The sequence below is a fragment of the Microcoleus sp. B3-D7 genome (assembly GCF_036705305.1).
GTDB lineage: Bacteria > Cyanobacteriota > Cyanobacteriia > Cyanobacteriales > Microcoleaceae > Microcoleus.
Genome location: NZ_JAUBUE010000017.1, coordinates 9,990 through 31,866 on the forward strand (window position 1 = coordinate 9,990; position 21,877 = coordinate 31,866).

The following is a 21,877-nucleotide window of genomic DNA, read 5'->3' on the forward strand; positions in this document are numbered from 1 at the left end:
TTGGCTGGATCTCCTAAAAACAGGATTCCTTGGGCCGCTGGCGGCAGGGTGTTGATGGTGTAAGAGGCGATCGACCCGTCGGGGTCAGTTCCTCCCAATCCCGTGACTAGCTGGCTGCTGTTGGGCCCGAGGCTGGAGTTGGCAGGGTTGGCCTCTGGCGGTTGGTTGGGAGTTGGAGTTGGAGTCAGAGTTGTGGTGACTGTAGATGCGTTGTTGCCGGGAGTGGGGTCAGCGGTAGTTGAGGTACTTCTGGCGGTGTTGCTGACGCTGCCGGATGCAGGTGCGATGAAGCTGACTGTGTTAATGGCAGGAGGAGCACCGGAAGGCAAGCTGGGAATCGCTGGGAAGGTGACAATCCCAGTATCTGGATTGTAAACAGCCTCGTTGGGTAGACTAACTATTTTTAAACCGGGAACGATGGTGTCGGTAACGGTGACGTTTGCGGCTGTGCTTGGGCCGTTGTTGACTGTGGAAATTGTGTAAGTAACTGTTTCACCCGGTGCTGCTGCCGTAGTCCCGGTTTTGGTGGTAACAACATCGGCACTAGGTGTCAGAGTTGTGGTGACTGTAGCCAGCGGATCAGTGCCGTTGTTGTTTTCAGGAAAAGGATCTGGGGTAGCTGAGGTATTTCTGGCGGTGTTCTTGACGCTGCCGGATGCAGATGCAGGTGCGATGAAGCTGACTGTGTTAATGGCAGGAGGAGCACCGGAAGGCAAGCTGGGAATCGCTGGGAAGGTGACAATCCCAGTATCTGGATTGTAAACAGCCTCGTTGGGTAGACTAACTATTTTTAAACCGGGAACGATGCTGTCGGTAACGGTGACGTTTGCGGCTGTGCTTGGGCCGTTGTTGACTGTGGAAATTGTGTAAGTAACTGTTTCACCCGGTGCTGCTGCCGTAGTCCCGGTTTTGGTGGTAACAACGTCGGCAAGAGCAGCAACAATTGTAGTTGAGACTTGAGAGATGGGTTGGGAACTATTGTTGTTAGCTAGATTTGGGTCGAAAGTGCTGGAGGTGCTATAGGCACTGTTAGTTAAGGCAGCGCCGACGGTTGCGGGAACTGTGGCGGTGATGGTGCGGGTGACGCTAGCACCGTTAGCCAGAGTCGGAATCGTCGGCCAGATGATCATCCTCGTTACGGTATTGTATGTGGCGAGGTCGGAGGCGCTGACGAAACTTAAGCCCTCTGGGAGGGGATCTTGAATCAGGACGCTTTCGGCGCTGTTTGGCCCGTTATTTGTGGAGGTAATCGTATAGGTAATAGTGCTGTTGGGTATGGCGAACAGCGGGCCTTTTTTAACAATAGAAACGTCGGCTTGGAGTGCAGGCTCATCTATACTTTGGACGATGACATTGTTAACTTCGTGAATGTTTGTGTTTCCCCCTGTCGAAGCAGCAAAGCCAAATTTAAAAGTACGTGGCACTTTTCCATTTATGGGTTCCAAATTTGGTATATCGAGCAGTGTTTCGCCCGCATCAAATGTGCCGTTGCCGTTCAAGTCTAAGGCAACTGTCAGACGGTTAGGAAATGTTGGTGAATTCGCGGGAAACAATGTAACTTGGACGGTTCTTTTGGTATTAGCAGCGGTGCGAAAGGTGGCAGTTTGATTATCTATGCCACCGGGAACGACACTGCTAGTTAAAAAATTATAAGCTCTGCTTTCGCTGCCTCTAATTCCTATTGAATCAGGCCGCTGCCCTGGGCCGCCCACACGCCCTCCCGCTCCTGATTGACTAGCAGAATAATTGCCAAACTCGTCTAATCCGATACCTAAATAACCTCCTACAATACCCGGTACGATTCCATCCCTATTATTCTGAGCATAGCCGAGAGAGCCGCCAAAGCCTCCCGCTTTTGTTGGCGTAGCTGTTCCGTCAATGAGGAAAAAACTAATGCCATCCGCACCAAGGAGAGGACTATTCTGTGGTGCAGAAGGATAAATGGCAGTACCTCTGTTATAGGCAAAGAAATCAAAGGTAACTCTCAAACCCTCAGTAGCAGAGATGGGGTTGTTGTAGATAACAAAAGCTGCTTCGTCAAACTTATTTGATGTTAATCTCAAAGTACCGCTTCCGGGTGGATCGCCAGTCCCTAAAGCGGGAATAACGCCGCTGAGGTTTTGTGTACTACCTGCGGTTAAGCCTGGTGGATCGGATGCGCCAAAAATTCCATATATCCAAGGCCCGATTACGGTTGAATTTTTAAATTCTTCAGCCGCTAATGTAGCCAGAACTGATGTGTAGCCTTCTAGGACTTCTTTTTCAAAGGCTATTTCGGTATTTATTTGTCCTGTAGTAATTTCTAATTCCCAGTCGCCACCTAATGCTGCACTCCCTGTTAGGTTGTTGGAAGCACCAATATTTGCTCCTGTTATTTCACTGAGTTTTTGTATGAATTTAATACCGGATTCGCCGGCGGCTATGTTACAGCCGTAAAGCAGAAGGCTGCCGGATTCGTTAAGGGCTTTTCCCCACTGCTGCAATTGGTTGCTGTAGGTTTCTAGATTATCAATATTAAGTTCTGTTGAGCCGATTTCTACTGCTGCTTCTCTGCCGTGAGAAACTATGTGCAGGCTGGTGATGCTGCTGCGCTGACCGAGAATTTCGGTGATTTGCTCGATCGCCTCCCTGGTTGGATTGAGTACAAATACTTCTGTTCCTGCTTTAATACCACCGATCAATTGATGGTAGTTTTCTACTCGGGAGTCAACAATCACTAGAGATTTTTTCGCTTCAGGCTCTGCTGTAGAGCTTGTTTTTTTTAAAAAAAAGTTTTTTTTACTGGCAATATTCGTAGATTTAGGTATTTTTACGGCAGAAAAATTCGGCAGATGGGAGCTCATTTTCCTTATTCCCTGATTTAGTTATTTGTTTTAGCCTACCCACCTTGAGAAAATTCCATAAACACCAAAATATAAATTTTCAATAAAAATTATTTTTATAAAAATAATTAAATACTTACGTGTTTTTTTGAGCTTTTAGGGAAGAAGTGGACGAGGAGTGCAGCGGGCGATCGCGGCTCGCTAAGAGGACAAGTCACCCCAACTCATACGCAAGGGTTTTCGGGCTTTGGGTGCGCCAGTCAGTTCTTTTTATTGGAGAAGAAGCCATGCCAGAAGATGGAGATTTCGCTCGCCAATTACTTACGCATTGCTGAAAAAAGGCAGTAATTCCGGTAACACGAAGCTTCTCAGTACGGTTGTAAGTAGGATTTTTTGTTGAATCTTCACCGTAAGCTCACTTAAAAAAGTGGTTTCTGAGAATTGGAAAATTTTTAATTTGCGATTCGATTTACTACTGTTGGCGATTGACATCGCCGCCAAATTCACTTATATTGAAGCAATATCAAAAAATCATCATAAATACCACTAAATTATACAAAAATTAACATCGCGTCAGGCAAGTTAACACCAGCTAGGAGTTGACAAGTTGCACTAATCTATGATTTAAATTTTCGGGTGTTCACAGCCAAAGGTAGTGAAGCGATCGCAGGATTTGAGAATTGAACGCGAGATTTGCCCAAAAAATTCTTTCAAATACTAGGGTGAGGTGCTTTGTGCTGCGTGCCTACCCTACGGGAGAGGCAGAAAAATTGAGGGTGGCGCGATCGCACTTTCTCGGACTCGGCAACCCCCAATTCCCCGCTTTTTAAACGTTAGTTAATATCGAGTTCCCGCACTAAAAAAGCCCATTCATCTGCCAATTCTTCAATCACTTTAGCGGTAGGTTTGCCGGCACCGTGTCCCGCTTTAGTTTCAATGCGAATTAACACGGGTTTTTCTCCCGCGTGGGTTTCTTGCAAGGCAGAAGCAAACTTGAAACTGTGGGCAGGAACTACTCGATCGTCGTGATCGGCAGTTGTAATCATTGTCGCCGGATAAGCCGTTCCCGGTTTGAGGTTGTGCAACGGAGAATAGCCGTGAATGGTGGAAAATTCTTCGGGATTTTCCGGCGAACCGTATTCAGAAGTCCAAGCCCAACCAATGGTAAATTTGTGGAAGCGCAACATATCCATGACGCCGACGGCCGGCAGTGCTGCACCGAACAATTCCGGTCGCTGAGTCATGCAAGCTCCCACTAATAAACCGCCGTTGCTACCGCCTGCGATCGCCAATTTGGCCGGTTTGGTATACTTGTTTTCGATCAACCATTCAGCGCCAGCTATAAAGTCATCAAACACGTTTTGCTTGTTCAACTTTTTGCCAGCTTCGTGCCATGATTCGCCGTACTCGCCGCCTCCCCGCAAACAGGCGATCGCATAAACTCCGCCCATCTCTAACCACACTATCCTGCTAACAGAAAAACTCGGAGTTAGCGAGATGCCAAAACCACCGTATCCGTACAGGTAGGTGGGGTTATTGCCATCCAACTGCAAGCCTTTCTTGTGGGTAATAAACATGGGTACTTGCGTACCGTCTTTGCTGGGGTAAAATACTTGTTTTGTCTCGTAATCGTCGGGATTAAAATCGACCTTTGGCTGCCGATAAATCGTACTTTCATCTGTCACCATATTGTAGCGATAAATGGTGTTTGGTGCAGTGAAACTGGTGTAAGCATAAAAAGTTTCGGTGTCGTGTCGCTTGCCGCCGAATCCTCCCGCTGAACCGATTCCGGGCAAGGCAACTTCTCGCACGAAAGAGCCATCTAAGTTGAAAATTTTAATCTGGGTGTAGGCGTCTTTCAAGTAGGAAGCGACAAATTGATTGTTCAGGAGGCCGATGCCTTCGAGAGTTTCTGCTGCTTCGGGGATAATTTCTGTGAACCCCCCCTCCCGGGGCGACGGAGGGGTTTCATCACAGGCGAGGGATGAGGGAGGTGGGTTGTTGGTGTCGATCGCAATTACGCGGCCCAACGGTGCATTCAAGTCTGTTTGAAACCAGAAAATAGAGCCCTCATTATTGATGAAACTGTACTCAGCCTCGAATTCGCTAATCAGTTCTACAACGGTTGATTCCGGTGCAGTTAAATCCGTGTAGAAAATCAAGTTTTTGGTTTCAGTTCCCTGCCAAACTGAGATAATCAAGTATTTGCCATCTTCGGTGACGCCGCCGCTAAATCCCCACTCTTTTTGGTCGGGTCGCTCGTAGATTAATACGTCTTCAGATTGTGGCGTGCCGATTTGGTGGTAAAACAGTTTTTGGTAATAGTTAACTTCTTCGTGCTTGCTTTTTTCATTGGGTTCGTCGTAGCGACTATAAAAAAAACCTTTGCCGTCGTGAGTCCACGATGCTCCTGAGAATTTAATCCACTTTAAATGGTCTGATAAATCTTCGGCGGTTGCCACGTCACGGACTTTCCATTCCTGCCAGTCCGAACCGGAACTTGACAAACCGTAGGCCATGTATTTGCCGTCTTCGCTGATAGCTATCCCACCCAGAGCAACGGTTCCATCTTCTGAGAGAGTGTTGGGGTCAATTAATACTTTTGGTTCGCTATCGAGGGATGTTAACGTGTAGAGTACGGATTGATTTTGCAGGCCGTCATTCTTGTAGTAGAAATAGCGAGATCCTTCTTTGAAAGGTATGCCGTATTTCTCGTAATCCCAAAGTTGAGTCAGGCGCTGTTTGATTTTTTCCCGCGCCGGAATTTCGTTGAGGTAGGCAAAAGTGACTGCGTTTTGCGCTTCTACCCAAGCTTGGGTTTCCTCAGAGTCGGGATTTTCCAGCCACCTGTAGGGGTCGGATACTTTGACGCCGTGGTAGTCGTCTGTTTGGTCGATTTTGGGGGTTGTGGGGTAGGTGAAAGGTCGATCGAATTTAGCCATGATTTTTTACTCTCGGTAACTTTGTCCAGTTTACCCTTTCGCGGCAGTGACGACAGGGAACAACGAAACTCAAGAGCAAAAACCAAATACCAAATACCCGACAGGTTGAAACCTGTCGCTACACAGACAAAACCCGCATCGGCGGGTTTCATATCTTACAATTGTGTCATTGCGAGCCTCAGCGAAGCAATCGCAGAAGCTTAGAATATAGCTCTCATCGCATCAATTGTAAACTCTTCATCCTCTCTTCTCTTCCTACCCTTCGGGAACGGCTTCGCCGAACGTGCCCTTGGCGTCTTCGCGGTTCGTTTCTCTTATTTTTAAATCAGCCATCACCCGTTTTCAACTAATCCAACTCTCTCCTTCCTTCCAAAGCGCGAGCCAATGTAACTTCATCGGCATATTCCAAATCTCCTCCCATCGGCAAACCAAAAGCTATGCGCGTCACTAGGGTAAAAGGTTTTAATAAGTGACCGATATAAAGAGTAGTAGTTTCGCCTTCCACGCTGGGACTAATAGCAATAATTACTTCCTTAACCTTTTGCTGACTGACGCGCCGCACTAAAGGTTGAATGTTCAATTGTTCTGGGCCAATTCCATCCATCGGTGAGATAACGCCCCCAACAACGTGATATTTACCCATATATTCCCGCGTTTTTTCTAAAGCGATTACGTCGCGGGATTCTGACACTACACAAATGGTATGAGTGTCGCGGTTGGTATTGCGGCAAATTTCGCAAACAGGGTCAGCAGATAAGTGAAAGCATACTTGACAGAAACCTACTTGCTGTTTGGCATCAATCAAAGATTTAGCTAGGGCTTGCACTTCTTCTTCCGGTCGCTTCAAAATATGTAAAGCGAGCCGCTGGGCTGTTTTTGGGCCGACTCCTGGCAAGCGCTGCAATTGTTCGATTAAACGAGCTAAAGGTCGAGTGTACATTAAAAATTGGCGGTAATTGGTAATATCATTTCTGGTTGATTCGCGATCGTAGAATTGGCGCGATGTAGGGGCGGGTTTTACCAACCATCTATGTTTTAAACTAAGTATATCATAAACTCGTCCCGCCCATACACTGATGACTATTGACTAATTTACCCTCCACTAATTTTAGCTTTGTAGCCTAACTTTGTGATAATTTCTAGAAGCTTTTGCTTGTGTTCGCCTTGAATTTCGATTTCATTATCTTTGACTGTGCCGCCAGTACCGCATTGGGCTTTTAGCTGCTTGGCTAAAGTTGCTAATGTTTCGGGTTTTTCCTGAAAGCCGCTGATGACTGTAACTGTTTTGCCGCCTCGTCCTTTTCGGGATGCTTCGATTTTGAGGTTTTGTTGATTGGGGGGAACTTCGGCAACTCCCCGTTGGAGGGCTGCCGAGTTGTCAACGTTGCCAAATTCGGAGTAAACTATTCGTTTGCCCTCGGTTGTTTTGCTGTCAGAATCTTTGCGTTTTGATGCTGCCATAGGTTAAAATGCTTGAACTTTTTTTACTGGTATTTCTAGTTTTAGCGGATTGGGGTATGGTTGCGATCGCTCGGAATGCGCTCTATCTTCTACTTATTGTATTAGCCCGTCAAGCGTTCAAGGAATTATAATGAAATTTGTGCGATCGGCTCCAGTCCACAACCGATTTGCTACGATCGACACCAAGCCTCTAGCTTACCCGTGAATCTAAAAAATCTAAAATCTAAAATCTAAAATCAAATGACAGTCACCCCCCTGCATCTCACCACCGAAACCAGCGCCCAACGCCCCGACTCCCTCGGCCGATTCGGCCAATTCGGCGGCAAATACGTCCCCGAAACCCTGATGCCGGCTTTGTTCGAGCTAGAAGCCGCTTTCCACAAATACAGCAGCGAACCGGAATTTCAACAGCAACTCCAACAATTACTCAAAGATTATGTCGGCCGCCCCAGTCCTTTGTATTTTGCCGAACGCCTCACCGAGCATTATGCTAAAGCAGACGGAACTGGCCCGCAAATTTACCTCAAACGCGAAGATTTAAACCACACCGGAGCTCACAAAATTAACAACGCTTTAGCTCAAGCATTGTTAGCAAAACGTATGGGCAAAAAGCGCGTAATTGCTGAAACTGGTGCCGGTCAACACGGCGTTGCTACTGCCACAGTTTGCGCTCGTTTCGGTATACAATGCGTTGTCTACATGGGCGTTCACGACATGGAAAGACAGGCTTTAAATGTGTTTAGAATGCGCTTGATGGGAGCCGAAGTGCGGCCGGTGGCTGCGGGTACGGGAACGCTGAAAGATGCGACTTCGGAAGCGATTCGCGACTGGGTGACAAATGTCGAAACAACTCATTACATTCTCGGTTCCGTGGCGGGCCCGCATCCTTACCCGATGATGGTGCGCGATTTCCATGCGATAATCGGTCAAGAAACCCGCGCTCAGTGTCAAGAAAAGTGGGGTGGTTTGCCGGATATTTTATTAGCTTGCGTCGGCGGCGGTTCTAATGCAATGGGTCTTTTCCATGAGTTTGTCGGGGAAGAAACTGTCAGATTGATCGGTATTGAAGCGGCGGGCGAAGGTGTGGAAACTGATAAACACGCTGCTACTTTGACTAAGGGAAGTGTGGGAGTTCTGCACGGGGCGATGAGTTATTTGCTGCAAGATAATGAAGGTCAAGTAATCGAGCCGCATTCGATTAGTGCGGGTTTGGATTATCCGGGTGTGGGGCCGGAACACAGTTATTTGAAGGATGCCGGCAGGGCTGAATATTATAGCGTAACTGATGCAGAAGCACTGGCAGCATTTCAGCGGCTTTCGCAGTTGGAGGGGATTATTCCGGCTTTGGAAACTTCTCACGCGATCGCCTATTTAGAGACTCTCTGCCCGCAGCTAACAGGCAATCCCCGCATTGTGCTTAACTGTTCCGGACGAGGCGACAAAGACGTGAACACTGTAGCGAAGGTTATGAATATCTAGGTTAGCGGAATGTGGGGCGATCGCTCTGTAGGAATTAGTAACAATTAATTGGTGTCAACTTAAGACTAAAATCCTTTGTATCTCTTGTTTGTAGCGAACTGCGAGATCCCCCCTAGCCACCCTTAATAAGGGGGGGACTGGAAGGGCTCTTTCGTCCCCCTTATTAAGGGAGATTTAGGGGTATCGAGAGGCTCATCGTCAGACGGTATACTCATACTACTTTTGGCATTAAGTTGACACTAATGGTAACAATTAACTTTATTTCTCGTTTGATTTCATGTCCAAAGGTTTGATTTTGATGTGCTTGGGATTGTTGACAATCCTGCCTAAGTGTGACACCTCCATTCCTACGCGATCGCTGCCACAAACTCCCATGAATACTAATGTTGCTTCGAGTGCTATTACTGACTTAGAAAAAGCGGTTAACCAACAGATCAATAAATACCGAGCATCTAAAAAGTTGCCGCCGCTGAGTGTCGATCCGCGAATCAGTCAGATAGCAAGAATTCACAGCGAAAATATGGCTAACGGTAAAGTAAGTTTCAGCCACGATGGATTTGAGGGGCGGGCCAAAGCAATTACGATTCCTTATAAAAGTGTAGCTGAAAATCTTGCTTATAATTTGGGCTACAGCGACCCGGTACGCAATGCTGTTGAGGGTTGGATTAAAAGTGACGGCCACCGCAAAAATATGGAAGGTCAGTTTAATGTGACCGGTATTGGGGTTGCAAAAAATGCCAAAGGCGAGTATTATTTTACTCAGCTTTTTGTTCGCAGTTGGTAATTTGAAGGAAGAAGGAAGAAGGAAGAGGGAAGAAGGCAGTCAACAGTCAACAGTCAACAGTCAACAGTCAACAGTTACCAATAATGGAATTTGCAGATTTTCAAGTGTGCGATGGTGATATTCCCGATTCTCTCTTATCTTATTATTTGACTGCGCCGGCGATCGCGGTTGATACAGAAACAATGGGCTTGCTACCGTGGCGCGATCGCTTGTGTTTGGTTCAGTTGTGCGATCCGCAAGGTAAAGTTGCGGCGGTGCGGATTGCCAAAGGCCAGACTGCGGCCCCGAATTTAAAAAAGCTAATGGAAGCCGAAAATATTGAGAAGGTATTTCACTTTGCGCGCTTCGATCTGGCAACAATGCGTTACAATTTAAGTATTGACGTTACACCTGTTTTCTGCACAAAAATAGCCAGCAAACTTGCGAGAACTTACACCAACAAACACGGACTTAAAGATTTAATTCAGGAATTGGAAAAAGTAGAACTCAACAAAACTTCTCAAAGTTCTGACTGGGGAAATTCCGAGCATCTTTCAGACGACCAACTCAGCTACGCTGCTAACGATGTCCGCTATTTGCTGAGCGCTAAACAAAAGTTGACTGCTATGTTGCAGCGAGAAGAACGCTGGGAAATTGCACAGCAATGTTTTCAGTGTTTGCCCGTTTTTGTGAGTTTGGATTTATTGCAGTACAAGGATGTTTTCGAGCACGTCTAATACCATTTTAGATTTTAGATTTTAGATTTTAAATTTTAGATGGGGAATGACTGATGACTACCAGGGTTTAGAACACGGGCATACAAGTGCATTTTTTTTGAACTGGTATAATATTCTGTCACCTCGCAGAACTGCCATCAAATTGGTTTGTAGTGAAGACTTGAGTTATCATAAAACTCGCTTGGACTTTAGTCCTCACTACAAACATAATTATTATTATTTGACCGGACTTGATGTGAGTTAAAAAAAATTCAAAACAGCGATCTATGGCTGATTAGGGCTGCTCGGGATTCTGTTCGTGCAGCAAAGCTTCAATTTGGTCGTCAACATTTCTAATCACCTGTTCCAAAGCGGGCAACCCGTCTAAATGCACAGGAGAAAGCCGAGTTCGATCGCGAATTTGATTCACTTTCCGCTGCAATTCTTCTGCCAGCCGCAGTGCGTCGCGACTCAAAGTAGACAACTGCTGCTGCTGGTAAAACCTCAAAGCTGCCCCCCGCAAAACTTGCAGGGTGGCTTCTTCCTTGCCGCCCACCGTCATTATCCGCAAGCGCAACAGCAAATGAGTGTTTTGATATACGCGCTCAACTTCGACTTGTTTGGGATGTTCCACCGGGCAAACAGGCATACCTGTCAGTCGCTTCAACTCGTCGATGACCTCTTGGAAAAGGACGAAATCGATACCTTCGAGCATCGATTTCAAAACGCCATCTTGGCTCCAAAGAATGCGACCGTGGGACTGGTGGCGCTCAAAAAAGAGGCGGCCGATACCCTCTCGCAGCACTCTACCGAGCAATTCTTGTAAGAGTTGGGGCGCGGGCAAAGTTGTCAAAACTTCCACTTGGCTTGACAAGTGCAATGCCTCGACATTCAAAACCGATAGCTGTGTCGGTGTCGGGGGAACCTCAGCGCCAGCAGGTTTAAACGGCTCAGGAGGGGGCATCGAGGGTTCTGGCACAGACAGCAGCGTTTCTGCATTGGGGCCTGAAGTTGCTGATGCGGGATTTTTGGCTGTTGGGGCTGCTGCGGTTTCTGTCTGGCTGGGTACTTTGAGCTGGCTCCCGTGGAGCAAGTAAGCTGAGAGCATCGAGCGCTGAGTTTCTGAGGTAATTTGCTCAGTTGTGACTGAGCAATTCATGTAAGCTAAAATCCGCTGCACGTAGTCCAAGGCCGAGTCATCTTGGGCATCGACTACGCCCAATTTAAACCGATTACCTTCTAGAGATAAAGGTAAAACTTGATAGTAAAGGCAAGCTTCAAAGGGGACAACTGTATCGATTAGGTGAAAAATTCGATCGGAGTCCATTGTAGCTGCCGAGTCTGTTGAAGATGTATGTACCATTAGCTGCTTTGTAGTTGGAAGCGCGATCGAGCGCGACGCACCAACCTGATGCGATAAAATTAAACGCTGCAACTTCCCTGACGGAGGAATGGGCTTAACAACCGGAAGCTTTTATTAAAGAAAAATCCTTAGTCCCAGAATTTTCTCCCTTCTGTATTGCAGCCTCAAATTCTACCAAAAGATTGAGCACTAGATGATGACTAGCGCAGTCTAGACCCACTATCACCGATCGCCCGAGATTGATGCCCGTGGCTGGCAACAATAGAATTATGTCTTTAATGCACAAGTATTAGAGATGCACCACAACCGATGATTTACGGGCAACCGCTGAATTTAGGATTGGTTAAAAAATCCTGAAAAGTCGATCGTGCTGCTAGTATCTTACCTCAGAGAGCTGACTGCGATCGTCTCGGAGCGCGATCGTCACGGCAGGGCTACAAAATCCCGATCGATCAAACCTGATTTGATACAAGCGACATCGCCCGGTTTTCCACAGGGAAACTCGCAGTAATCTGTGGCTGTTCGGGAATTGATTTGTAGCGCGGATTCTGAAAAATGCTACCGCCAATTAACAATTAGCAATTGCCCGCCACCCATTACCAATCTACTCGTTGCGGAGGGATTGAGCTGCTAAATAGAGTTTGCTCCACTCGCCGATGACTTGATTGGTTTTCAGCTTTAATTCAGATGCGATCGTCTCTACACTTTTCCCTGCTTTCAGCGATTCTACCAACTGCCGCTGAACCGGCGTGAGGTTTTGTAAATATTGCTGCCACTGAGCCGGAGTCAAGCCCAAACTGTGTTCTTTGAGCGAAGTTTCCAGCCAGTTGGCGACTAATTCCGGTGCTTGTTTGACCGCAAAAACCCGAATTGCGTGGTAACTGACTTTTTCTCGCAAGCGGTAAATTTGCTTGATCGGAACCTTCAACTCCTCGGCAATTGCCTCTTGGGAACGACCTTGGAGGTAAAGCTGCAGCCACCGGGAAGCCAGCGGATCGACTTCAGCGGCCAAGTAATTCTCAAATTCTTGTTGGACAATCTGCCGCTGAGTTTGCTGCTCTTCCCAAGCTTGATTTTCTCGATACTCGGACATCGCCTGTTCGTCTAGCAGGCTGAGCGGTTCGTCTGTATCTTCGGGTAGAACCTGTTCTGACACCAGCCGCACCCAGTCTCCTGCAGGCACCTGGGTCAACCCGCCCCGCTGAGCACGCCGCAGGTAGTTGACAAAACGGTACACCAGCAGAGGCTGGTTGCGGATCGGCCGCAAGCAGTATTCTTCTGTGCTCGCTAGCAGCAAAGCATTTCGCAGGCGTCTGTCTGAGGTGCATTCGGCAATCCAGGCGACTTGCTGCTGCAGGTAGCGATCGGAATTGAGCATTTCCTGAATCACTTCTTGCAGTACCTCCACCGCACTCCGCTGTCTGTCGCGACTCAGGGAAACCCACGCTTGGATTTTTTGCCGGAGCACAACCAAGCCGCCGAGCCGCCCGATCAAGTTGCGGTAAGCTTTTTCTGGCGGTACTCCCAGATACCGAGAAATCAAAATTCGATATAAAAAGTCGATCGCCCCAGAGGCGACAGACAATTGAGTTGGGCTAAGAGTGTCAAATCTTTCGGGCTTGTCTCCCAACAGCCAGCGGACAACACTCTCGCGAGTGCTAGAACTCTCCTGCGGGCAATCTTGTTCGAGTCGAGACTTCCAATCTTGTCCTAGTCTTTCCGCCAAGGTCATGGGCTGTCGAGAATATTGTCTTTCACCCCCGATTTTACGTGGTATCCTGGATTTTTGAGTATTTTTCAGATATACGATCGCGCGATCGGATAAATTACCTTAAATTACCCTAAACAAAATTCCATTACGGTGCGATATGCCTAACTTTTTATTAGAACTCGGTACAGAAGAATTGCCAGCATCTTTTGTCGCAGGCAGCGCCCAGCAGTGGCAGCGACTTGTACCTGCAACGCTGGCAGAAGAATCCTTGACAAATGACTCTATTAATGTATACGCTACTCCGAGGCGTTTGGCCGTTCTCGTGAAAGGGCTGCCAGTTCAGCAATTAGATAGAGAAGAAGAGATAAAAGGGCCACCCGCGAGTTCTGCTTTTAAAGATGGCAAACCGACGAAAGCAGCCGAAGGTTTTGCGAAAAAGCAGGGCGTAGAAATTGAGGCTTTGGAAGTTCGCGCTACCGATAAAGGCGATTTTGTTTTTGTGCTCAAAAAGATTCCGGGGCGGATGACAGCGGATATTTTGGCAGAACTTGTGCCGCAGTGGATTAATAAGTTAGAAGGCAAAAGATTTATGCGGTGGGCCGACGGAGATTTGAAGTTTCCGCGCCCGATTCGATCGCTAGTGGCACTGTTAGATGATACTGTACTGCCAATTACATTGGTGAGCGGTTCGGATACGGTCAAGAGCGATCGAATTTCCCAAGGACACCGGGTGTTACATCCGCAGCCTGTCTCGATTCCGCAAGCCGAGGATTATGTCGAATGTCTGCGGGCTGCTTGCGTGGAGGTCGATCGAACCCAGCGCAAAAATCAAATTAAAGCACAAGTAGAAGCTGCAGCAACAAAACAAGGCGGTTACGCCGACATTACCGAAGATTTGTTAGAAGAAGTCACCGACTTAGTAGAATGGCCGAACGCAGTTGTCGGGAAATTTGACGACGAATTTTTGATATTGCCGCCGGAAGTAATTACTACAATTATTGTCACAAACCAGCGGTATTTTCCAATTCTCAAAAGCCCAGATTATCCCGAACTGCTGCCCTATTTCATTACAATTTCCAACGGCGACCCGGCTAAAGCGGCGATTATTGCCGCAGGTAACGAGCGAGTAGTGCGGGCGAGATTGGCAGACGGTCAGTTTTTCTACAAAGCAGACTTGGTAAAGCCTCTAGAGGATTATTTGCCCAAGTTGGCAACAGTTACTTTCCAGGAAGATTTGGGGACAGTACGCGCAAAAGTCGATCGTCTGTGCAAAATTGCCAGCCTCATCGCCACTCAACTGCAAATAACAGGCGAACAACAAGCTTATATAGCAAGAGCAGCCTTACTTTGTAAAGCAGACCTCGTAACCCAAATGGTTTACGAACTTCCTGAAATGCAAGGAATCATGGGGCAGAAATACGCCTTAGCAAGTGGCGAATCGGAAGAAGTAGCCACAGCAATTTTTGAACATTATTTGCCCAAAGGTGCGGGCGACAATTTGCCCCAAACTCTGACTGGTCAAGTTGTCGGAATAGCCGACAAATTAGATACTTTAGTCAGCATCTTCGGCTTGGGAATGTTGCCGACTGGTTCATCCGACCCCTTCGCTTTGCGCCGCGCTGCTAATGCAATAACTAACATTATTTGGGCGGCTCAGTTGCCAATCAATTTGCACCAGTTGCTCGCAGAAGTTGTTACCGAATTTACCGCAGCACGCCCGGAAACGCCGGCGGAGTTGCTGGAGCAGTTATACGAGTTTTTCTTGCAAAGAATTCGGACTTTGTTGCAAGAAGAAAAAAATGTAGATTACGATTTGGTAAATGCCGTTTTGGGAGAAAACGACCCAGAATATACTGAACGAGCATTGAGAGATTTGTTGGACGCACGGGAAAGAGCGCTTTTCTTACAACAAATCCGCAATAACCAGACTTTGGATCTAATTTACGAAACAGTCAACCGTTCAACTCGTTTGGCGGCTCAAGGTGATTTGGATAAAATAGAATTGGAACCGAAAGCGGCGGTGAAACCAGATTTATTTCAAAAGTCGTCTGAACAAGCTTTTTACGATGCAGTAGTGCAGTTAGTGCCGCAAACGCTGCTATCCAAACAAACTCGGAATTACCAGCAGTTAGTAGAGAGTTTGACTGAAATTGCTCCGACTGTCAGCAACTTTTTCGACGGGGCAGAAAGCGTGTTGGTGATGGACCCCGACCCCGAAATTAAGCAGAATCGGTTGAATTTACTGGGTTTGCTGCGGAATCACGCCCGGGTGTTGGCTGACTTTGGGGCGATCGTGAAAAGTTAGAATTGACAAGATTTGAGTCCGCCTGGGATTGAAAACCTGCGCTTAAGTCCGCCGGGGGTTGAAACCCCCGTCTCAAAGCGAAAGTCCTCTTAAGAGGACTGAAACCCACACATACTAGACTTTTCAGTCAGTTAAAACTCACATCTTGCACCGTCAAGAACAGGCAAGATGCCTGTTCCACAAGAGATGAATTTCATTGTGGAACAGGCATCTTGCCTGTTGCTGACAATGGTGCCATATCTCAGTTTTAACTGACTTTAGCTGTTAGACAGGGGTTTTCAACCCCTGGCGGGCCTTGGGAGGCAACGGCCGGGCCTGTAGGCAAACCAACTTGAGAAACTTACTTCTTAAAACTCTCGCTCAAAATAACATTAAAGCTTACCAAGAAAACGAGTAAATCTATTATAATTTTTGCGATACCGCGCAAGTCTCAGCAGAGTTCGATCGCTCTCTAAAAAAATAAGCAAAATGGCCAATAGTCAACAACCAATTCAAGGTTAAGATATAAACTTATAAAACCAGGGAAGTTCGCTCCATCACACACACAGCTTATGCCGATAGCTCATATCATTGGACTAGGAAAATCAGGAATTGCCGCCGCAAGACTGCTAAAACGCGAAGGATGGGAAGTAACGCTGAGCGATCGCTCATCTTCCCCCAATTTGGTCGAACAGCAACAGGAATTCGCTAACGAAGGAATTCAGGTCGAGTTAGGTAAATCTTTTGAACCAGTCGAATCTATAGAATTAATAGTAGTAAGTCCGGGCGTTCCCTGGGACAGTCCAGCATTAGTGCGCGCCAGAGAGTTAGGCATTGAAACAATCGGAGAAATGGCTCTCGCGTGGCGTTACCTCAAATCTCCTTGGGTGGGAATTACCGGCACTAACGGCAAAACTACTACTACTGCTTTAATTGCTGCTATTTTTGCAGAGGCAGGGCTTTACGCTCCCGCTTGCGGTAATATTGGCTATGCTGCGTGTGAATTAGCTTTAGCCGAAAAACAGCCGGATTGGGTAATCGCAGAAATCAGCAGCTATCAGATAGAATCCTCGCCGTTTGTAGCGCCGCGAATCGGAGTTTTGACAACTTTGACGCCGGATCACCTCAGCCGCCACAAAACTTTAGAAAATTACTACAACATTAAAGCGCATTTGCTGAAAAAGTCTGAATTGCAAGTCATCAACGGCGACGATCCTTATTTGCGGCAGCAAGGAATTGACGTTTGGCCGGATGCGTGCTGGACGAGTGTCAAAGGTGAAAAAGAACTGTTGGGCGATCGCACTTTTGGAGCGTACATCGAAAACGGTTGGGTAATAGCTCAAAGCGAGAAAATTTTGCCTGCTAATTCTTTGCGGATGGTGGGAGAACACAATTTGCAGAATTTGTTAATGGCGGTGGCTGCGGCTAATTTGGCGGGGATAGATAAAAGTGCGATCGCCCAGGCGATCGCTAAATTTCCCGGAGTTTCGCACCGCCTCGAACACATCTGCACTTGGGAAGGCATAGATTTCATCAACGACAGCAAAGCTACTAATTATGACGCCGCCCAAGTCGGGTTGGCTTCTGTCAGCGCACCGGCGATTTTAATTGCGGGCGGCGACGCCAAAGAAGGGGATGATCGCGCTTGGATTGATACAATCAAGGCGAAAGCTGCTGCGGTGCTGCTAATTGGGGATGCAGCGAGTATTTTTGCCTCGCGGCTCGCACAAGCAAATTACAACGCTTGGGAAATTGTCGAAACAATGGAAAGAGCAATCCCGCGAGCGGCCGAATTAGGCAAACAGAACAACGCTAAAGTAGTGCTGCTTTCCCCAGCCTGTGCTAGCTTCGATCAATACCAAAACTTCGAGCAACGAGGCGATCATTTCCGCCAATTATGCCTCGAATCCCTAGTTTAGATGTGTCAGTGTTCGCTGTGTACAAATTAAGAATTTTCTACACAGCGAACAATAAAAAAATTAAATCTGCGTTCATCTGCATCTATCGGCTTACATCTGCGGTGAAAAATTAAAACCTCTGATTTTGGTCAATCTACTTTAACTAACAGTCTTCCAAATATCCTTAATTCTAGCCTGCTGTTCCCATTCTAGCTCATAAAAAACTACCATCATTTCCTCATGAGTATAATCAATAATGATTGCCGCCAAATGAGCAGCGGTTTCCGCTTCCAGCATGGCTGTTTTTAACTTTGCCATTGCCTCTTTATCCATTAGCACTAAAGTTTGAATATTGACCTCACTTTCATTTTAATTGTGTCTGCAAATGTCTTTTAATTTGGTCTGAAAATCAGCAATCTGAGCAGCACTTAGTGTATCAGAATTCGACGACGATATTTGAAATTCTTGCCTACAAAGCTGAGAGCGCAGTTTTTCATCAATCTCCAGAATCCGGTCTTCGGAAGCGACATTTTTTTGCAACAAAGTTGCGATTTCCCTTTCCAGTTGGCGATAGCCTTGCTGAAAGAAATCTTGAGAGTTAGAACGAAACAAAGCGCTATTGACTTGCTGAATTTGGCTGGGTGTCAGCGATTGAGCCGAGACAGCAGCCGGAAATCCCAAAGATGCTGCTAGCCACCAGCTAGAAATTATCTGTTTGAGAATGCTGTTCATCACTGTCGGGAGGAGTTATTACCTCAGTTGGTTTCTCGTTTTCTGACTCGCTTGCTAATTCATCTTCTCGTTCAAGTTTTTCTTGCCACTCGACAAGCTGCTGAAAAAGTCTCGGGTTAATTTCAAATACGGGTTTGTTGGTTTCTGACATATTTACTCCTAACATTTATTACATTTAACTGGTTCCCAGGCAGAGCCTGGAAACGAGTAGAAAAACAATTATGTCTATCGTAAGCTAGGCTCAAACCTTCATCAGCGACATAATTATGCCTGTTAAGGAACCCCCAAGCAAAGCTAAAGTAGCTAAGGTACTAATGCCAAATCCTGCCGCTCTTTTTTCAGCAGCTTGATAGTAACCCCAAGCAAACAAAATGCGTCCAACTATCCAAACTGCGCCGATACCAGCGCCCCAAATTGGGCTGATAAATTGCGAGAACAGCCACAGCGAGGGCAAAAATAGAATCATTTGCTCTAAGGTATTTTGCTGAACTCGCACCACTCGCTCAAAGTCTGGGTTTCCTGTCATCTGCGGGGGAGAAACTTTGTATTTGAATCTAGCTCTGCCGACGTTGATGGTAACAACGAAGTAGACAATTAATGCTGAAACAGTAATTAGACTAGGCCAAAGTGTCGCGTTTGCTTCTGCGAGCATGATTCGGTATTATTGGGGTGGAGTATATATCTTGATTATAAATCAATTATTGCCGATCGCGTTATTCATCGCCCTCCCGTCATTCAAGGCAGGGGATTTGATTCAACTGCTGGGGATTACTGGCGCGGCAATTGCTTTAGAGTTCCGGGAGATCCTCGAAAACTTGCTGGCTGGGATTTTGATTGTTTTTGCTCGCCCCTGCATACAGATACAAGCCCCCGACTATTGTCGTGAATAGCTCAAATTTTAGACTCTTATTCAGCCTCCCAGATTCATCTGTGGAGTAAATCTAAAATTTGTAGAGTAAATTAAAAATCTAAAATCTAAAACTGTAAAAATTGAGGAGGCTGACGCACTATACGATATTTTGAATATGAGCTACATCATAGAAAGATTGGGGAAAATTTGGCAAACTGAGAGTAAGGTTAAATAGGAGGTCAATTTAATGACCAATACTGCTCTCAATTTTAAGACTGCACCCGGACATGAAGTTCTGGCGGCGGCGGGTAAGAAAATGTTGAGGCCGGGGGGGAAGTTGGCTACGGAACAGTTATTTGAATGGGCGGATTTTCAGCCTGGGGAGACTGTTTTGGAGTTGGCTGCTAGTTTTGGATATAGTTCGATCGCCCTTACTGAACGTTTTGGGGTAAAAGTAGTGGGAGTTGAGAAAAATCCCGAGAGTGTGGCCCGCGCTCGTGCTAATGTGGCAGCAGCCGGTTTGAGCGATCGAGTGGAAATTGTGGAAGGAGATATTTTTCACTTGGATCGGATTTCTCAACAGTTTGATTGGGTTTTGGCTGAAGCTATCCTGACAATGCAGTCGCCGTCAGGGAAAGCTAAAATTGTATCGGGAATTTGCGATCGTTTAAAACCAGGCGGCAAGTTTCTCTCTCACGAACTTTTAGCCCGAAACCGAGAATCTGAAATTCACAAAGCTTTATCAGAAGTGATTCGCGTCAATTCAACGCCTTTGTCTGAGTCTGGCTGGATTGCTGTTTGCCAAAACGCGGGTTTGCAAGTAGAAAAGTGTCAAACCGGGGCGATGGGGCTCCTCAACTTACCGCGAATGCTGCAAGATGAAGGGTTTGTGGGTACTGTGCGGATTGTGTGGAATATATTAAGTCGATCGCAAATTCGCGATCGTATCTTAGCAATGCGTCGAGTTTTCCAGCATTACCAACAGGATCTAGGCTACATCGTTATCTCTGCCAAAAAACAATCTTAACCGATTCAATTGATTTTCGATTTTCACTTTTCGATGGAAGAAAGTGAAGCCACTGATAAATTCAAGGCTTGTGACCAAATTAATTAATTGTCAAAAACTATGACTACTACTCTTTTACCGCTACAATCTTCAGCAATCCAACTCCGAGACGCAATTGAATATCCCGCCGCCGGAGTGCTGAACAAAATTTTAGTCAAAGACAAGAATTGTCAGTACAGTTTATTTTGTCTGGCAGCAGGAACAGAAATTTCGGAACACTCTTCGGCACGGAATGCCACAGTTAATGTCATAGAAGGAAAGGGTATTTTGACTTTGGAAGGGAAGGATATTGTTTTGGAACCGGGGGTATTTGTCTTTATGCCCGGTCAAGCTCTTCACGCTTTGAAAGCTGAAGAAAACTTGGCGTTTATTTTGACAGTTTCTGAATTCAATTAATTCCATAAATATAGCTATTGGGGCGGCTTGACAACTATAAATCCTTAAATTCAACCTCATAAACCCGCCCCGAATAATCGATTCTGGGGGCGGTTTTATATAGTTAGTGGCAGTCAAATATTGTTTCTGAAAGCAGCCCTACAAGCATTGGGATGTTAACCTTTAGTCTATTTCATCTCCAGAGGCGACATCCTCCAATTTCTTCCAATCCAATACAATAATTTTACCGCCTCGACTGTAGGATACAAACGGCTTGAGTTTCTTAAACAACCGCACGCATTCTTCGTAGGTAATTCCAATACTGCGAGCAATTTGATAGTAGGGAAAACGTTTTTCTAAACATACACTATTATCCGCAATCTTCGTACCTTGCTCGACGGCAAAGTAATGAATAAATCGGGCCAGCCGCACGATCGCCCTTTCCGACACCAAACCGTGCACAGTCTCGTGCAGTTGCTGCAACCGCTGATTAAAAACCGCCAATATTCGCAAAGCAATCTCAGGATTTTCCCGAATTGCTGCTAGCAAAAATTCCCGTTCTGTGGTAAGAACTTCCACATCACTTTCTGCCGTCACCGTTGCGGGGGCAATGCCGTTGCCTAGCAATGCAGGTGCAGCAAAAATATCTCCCTGAAATAAAGTGCGGAGAATTGTTTCTTTGCCCGCCGCCGCTGTTTTTGCAACCCGCAGAGAACCGCTCAAAAGAGTGTATAATTTTTCGGGGATGCGATCGCCCTCATACATCACAACTTCTCCCTGTCGGTAACTGCAAATTACTGTGTGTTCTTGCAATCGTTCTAATTCAGTTCGGTTTAAGCTGGCAAATATTCCTATTTTAGCCAGTTGCTCGACAGTTGCTTTCATAGATTTAACTCTACCCGATCCGATTCCATTGAGATTATAGTAACGGTGAATTCAGAATATATCGAGACAAGCAGAGTCATCTACGAAAATGCAGAACCAGAATATCGGCGATATTATTTTGATGAGATAGCTGGTGGATTTGTGCTAATTCACCAACAACACAATCTTAATAATTCGGAAAGTTTTGTCGCTGAAGTTTTGGCTAAAATGGGAAAGAGAGTTACGCTGTTGAGCGAGCAAGCAGCAGAGGGTGTGAGAACGCCAGACGCTGAGATAGACGGTCAGATTTGCGAATTTAAGGAGTTAACAGAATCTACGAGGAACATCAGGTATCGAGTTCAAGAAGGAATTAGCAGGGCAAAAAATCAAGGTGCATCAGTAGTTATTTTTCACATCAACCGAGAAAATTACGATGTCTGGAAAATCAACGCTGGCATCAAACAAGGTCTGTTTTGGGATACCCAAAACCAGATTCAACAAATAATTTTTGTTGCAAACAGCAAACAAATTTAAACCATTACAAGGGAAGA

21 protein-coding genes are annotated in these 21,877 nt (G+C 46.3%); 10 read left to right on the forward strand and 11 right to left on the reverse strand.

Going from position 1 to position 21,877, the window contains the following annotated elements; all coding sequences use genetic code 11:
• The 4 genes from QUB25_RS13990 to QUB25_RS14005 all read right to left on the reverse strand — a co-directional run.
• On the reverse strand, nucleotides 1-2,717 hold a 2,717-nt coding region (locus QUB25_RS13990; protein WP_333183806.1), incomplete at its 3' end, for a DUF4347 domain-containing protein.
• Between the two features lie 938 nt (nucleotides 2,718-3,655).
• Nucleotides 3,656-5,764, reverse strand: coding sequence for a prolyl oligopeptidase family serine peptidase (locus tag QUB25_RS13995; RefSeq protein WP_333183807.1), 2,109 nt, complete (start codon nucleotides 5,762-5,764; stop codon nucleotides 3,656-3,658).
• 346 nt (nucleotides 5,765-6,110) lie between these two features.
• Nucleotides 6,111-6,704 (reverse strand): recombination mediator RecR, encoded by a 594-nt coding sequence (recR, locus tag QUB25_RS14000; protein WP_333036394.1) that lies wholly within the window; start codon nucleotides 6,702-6,704, stop codon nucleotides 6,111-6,113.
• A gap of 152 nt (nucleotides 6,705-6,856) precedes the next feature.
• Entirely contained in the window at nucleotides 6,857-7,225 is a 369-nt protein-coding gene (locus QUB25_RS14005) for a translation initiation factor (RefSeq protein WP_190737631.1), read from the reverse strand.
• A 240-nt stretch (nucleotides 7,226-7,465) separates the two neighbouring features.
• Between QUB25_RS14005 and trpB the strand changes: the two genes are divergently transcribed.
• The 3 genes from trpB (at nucleotide 7,466) to QUB25_RS14020 (ending at nucleotide 10,204) form a co-directional block, all read left to right on the forward strand.
• Nucleotides 7,466-8,704: a tryptophan synthase subunit beta gene (gene trpB / locus QUB25_RS14010; protein WP_333183808.1), complete on the forward strand. Its 1,239-nt coding sequence runs from the start codon at nucleotides 7,466-7,468 to the stop codon at nucleotides 8,702-8,704.
• A 277-nt stretch (nucleotides 8,705-8,981) separates the two neighbouring features.
• On the forward strand, nucleotides 8,982-9,488 hold the full coding sequence (locus QUB25_RS14015; protein WP_333183809.1) for a CAP domain-containing protein: 507 nt from the start codon (nucleotides 8,982-8,984) through the stop codon (nucleotides 9,486-9,488).
• Between the two features lie 83 nt (nucleotides 9,489-9,571).
• A complete protein-coding gene (locus QUB25_RS14020; protein WP_333183810.1) occupies nucleotides 9,572-10,204 on the forward strand; it encodes a ribonuclease D in 633 nt (210 codons plus the stop codon).
• 274 nt (nucleotides 10,205-10,478) lie between these two features.
• Here the strand turns inward: QUB25_RS14020 and QUB25_RS14025 are convergent, their stop codons facing one another.
• On the reverse strand, nucleotides 10,479-11,546 hold the full coding sequence (locus QUB25_RS14025) for a GspE/PulE/PilB domain-containing protein (protein WP_333183811.1): 1,068 nt from the start codon (nucleotides 11,544-11,546) through the stop codon (nucleotides 10,479-10,481).
• 367 nt (nucleotides 11,547-11,913) lie between these two features.
• Here QUB25_RS14025 and QUB25_RS14030 point away from each other — a divergent pair, with 367 nt between their 5' ends.
• The gene (locus QUB25_RS14030) at nucleotides 11,914-12,057 is read left to right on the forward strand and encodes a hypothetical protein (RefSeq protein WP_333183812.1); all 144 of its coding nucleotides are present in this window, start codon (nucleotides 11,914-11,916) and stop codon (nucleotides 12,055-12,057) included.
• 93 nt (nucleotides 12,058-12,150) lie between these two features.
• Here QUB25_RS14030 and QUB25_RS14035 read toward each other — a convergent pair whose 3' ends face one another.
• Nucleotides 12,151-13,278: a HetZ-related protein 2 gene (locus tag QUB25_RS14035; RefSeq protein WP_333183813.1), complete on the reverse strand. Its 1,128-nt coding sequence runs from the start codon at nucleotides 13,276-13,278 to the stop codon at nucleotides 12,151-12,153.
• Nucleotides 13,279-13,414: 136 nt separating this feature from the next.
• On the opposite strand from QUB25_RS14035, the gene glyS reads away from it, so the two are divergent.
• The gene (gene glyS, locus QUB25_RS14040) at nucleotides 13,415-15,562 is read left to right on the forward strand and encodes a glycine--tRNA ligase subunit beta (protein ID WP_333183814.1); all 2,148 of its coding nucleotides are present in this window, start codon (nucleotides 13,415-13,417) and stop codon (nucleotides 15,560-15,562) included.
• 551 nt (nucleotides 15,563-16,113) lie between these two features.
• Complete coding sequence (murD, locus tag QUB25_RS14045) at nucleotides 16,114-17,460, forward strand: UDP-N-acetylmuramoyl-L-alanine--D-glutamate ligase (protein ID WP_333183815.1); 1,347 nt, start codon at nucleotides 16,114-16,116, stop codon at nucleotides 17,458-17,460.
• A gap of 138 nt (nucleotides 17,461-17,598) precedes the next feature.
• On the opposite strand, the gene QUB25_RS14050 is transcribed toward murD, so the two are convergent.
• From QUB25_RS14050 to QUB25_RS14065, 4 genes are all read right to left on the reverse strand, one after another.
• Nucleotides 17,599-17,757 carry a hypothetical protein gene (locus QUB25_RS14050; protein ID WP_333183816.1) on the reverse strand — a complete coding sequence of 53 codons (159 nt, stop codon included), beginning with the start codon at nucleotides 17,755-17,757 and terminating at the stop codon, nucleotides 17,599-17,601.
• Nucleotides 17,758-17,808: 51 nt separating this feature from the next.
• Complete coding sequence (locus tag QUB25_RS14055) at nucleotides 17,809-18,171, reverse strand: hypothetical protein (RefSeq protein WP_333183817.1); 363 nt, start codon at nucleotides 18,169-18,171, stop codon at nucleotides 17,809-17,811.
• Nucleotides 18,140-18,322, reverse strand: coding sequence for a hypothetical protein (locus QUB25_RS14060; RefSeq protein ID WP_333183818.1), 183 nt, complete (start codon nucleotides 18,320-18,322; stop codon nucleotides 18,140-18,142). Before QUB25_RS14060 ends, QUB25_RS14055 begins: the two co-directional genes overlap by 32 nt.
• 90 nt (nucleotides 18,323-18,412) lie before the next feature.
• Nucleotides 18,413-18,823 (reverse strand): MAPEG family protein, encoded by a 411-nt coding sequence (locus QUB25_RS14065; RefSeq protein ID WP_333183819.1) that lies wholly within the window; start codon nucleotides 18,821-18,823, stop codon nucleotides 18,413-18,415.
• A 31-nt stretch (nucleotides 18,824-18,854) separates the two neighbouring features.
• On the opposite strand from QUB25_RS14065, the gene QUB25_RS14070 reads away from it, so the two are divergent.
• The 3 genes from QUB25_RS14070 to QUB25_RS14080 all read left to right on the forward strand — a co-directional run bounded on the left by QUB25_RS14070 (nucleotide 18,855) and on the right by QUB25_RS14080 (nucleotide 20,483).
• Nucleotides 18,855-19,061, forward strand: coding sequence for a hypothetical protein (locus tag QUB25_RS14070; protein ID WP_333183820.1), 207 nt, complete (start codon nucleotides 18,855-18,857; stop codon nucleotides 19,059-19,061).
• Nucleotides 19,062-19,268: 207 nt separating this feature from the next.
• A complete protein-coding gene (locus tag QUB25_RS14075; RefSeq protein ID WP_333183821.1) occupies nucleotides 19,269-20,048 on the forward strand; it encodes a methyltransferase domain-containing protein in 780 nt (259 codons plus the stop codon).
• A 99-nt stretch (nucleotides 20,049-20,147) separates the two neighbouring features.
• The gene (locus tag QUB25_RS14080) at nucleotides 20,148-20,483 is read left to right on the forward strand and encodes a cupin domain-containing protein (protein ID WP_333183822.1); all 336 of its coding nucleotides are present in this window, start codon (nucleotides 20,148-20,150) and stop codon (nucleotides 20,481-20,483) included.
• Between the two features lie 162 nt (nucleotides 20,484-20,645).
• Here the strand turns inward: QUB25_RS14080 and QUB25_RS14085 are convergent, their stop codons facing one another.
• Nucleotides 20,646-21,347 (reverse strand): Crp/Fnr family transcriptional regulator, encoded by a 702-nt coding sequence (locus QUB25_RS14085; RefSeq protein WP_333183823.1) that lies wholly within the window; start codon nucleotides 21,345-21,347, stop codon nucleotides 20,646-20,648.
• Nucleotides 21,348-21,392: 45 nt separating this feature from the next.
• Here QUB25_RS14085 and QUB25_RS14090 point away from each other — a divergent pair, with 45 nt between their 5' ends.
• Nucleotides 21,393-21,860, forward strand: a complete 468-nt coding sequence (locus QUB25_RS14090; RefSeq protein ID WP_333183824.1) for a CdiA C-terminal domain-containing protein — start codon at nucleotides 21,393-21,395, stop codon at nucleotides 21,858-21,860.
• The last annotated feature ends 17 nt before the right edge of the window (nucleotides 21,861-21,877 follow it).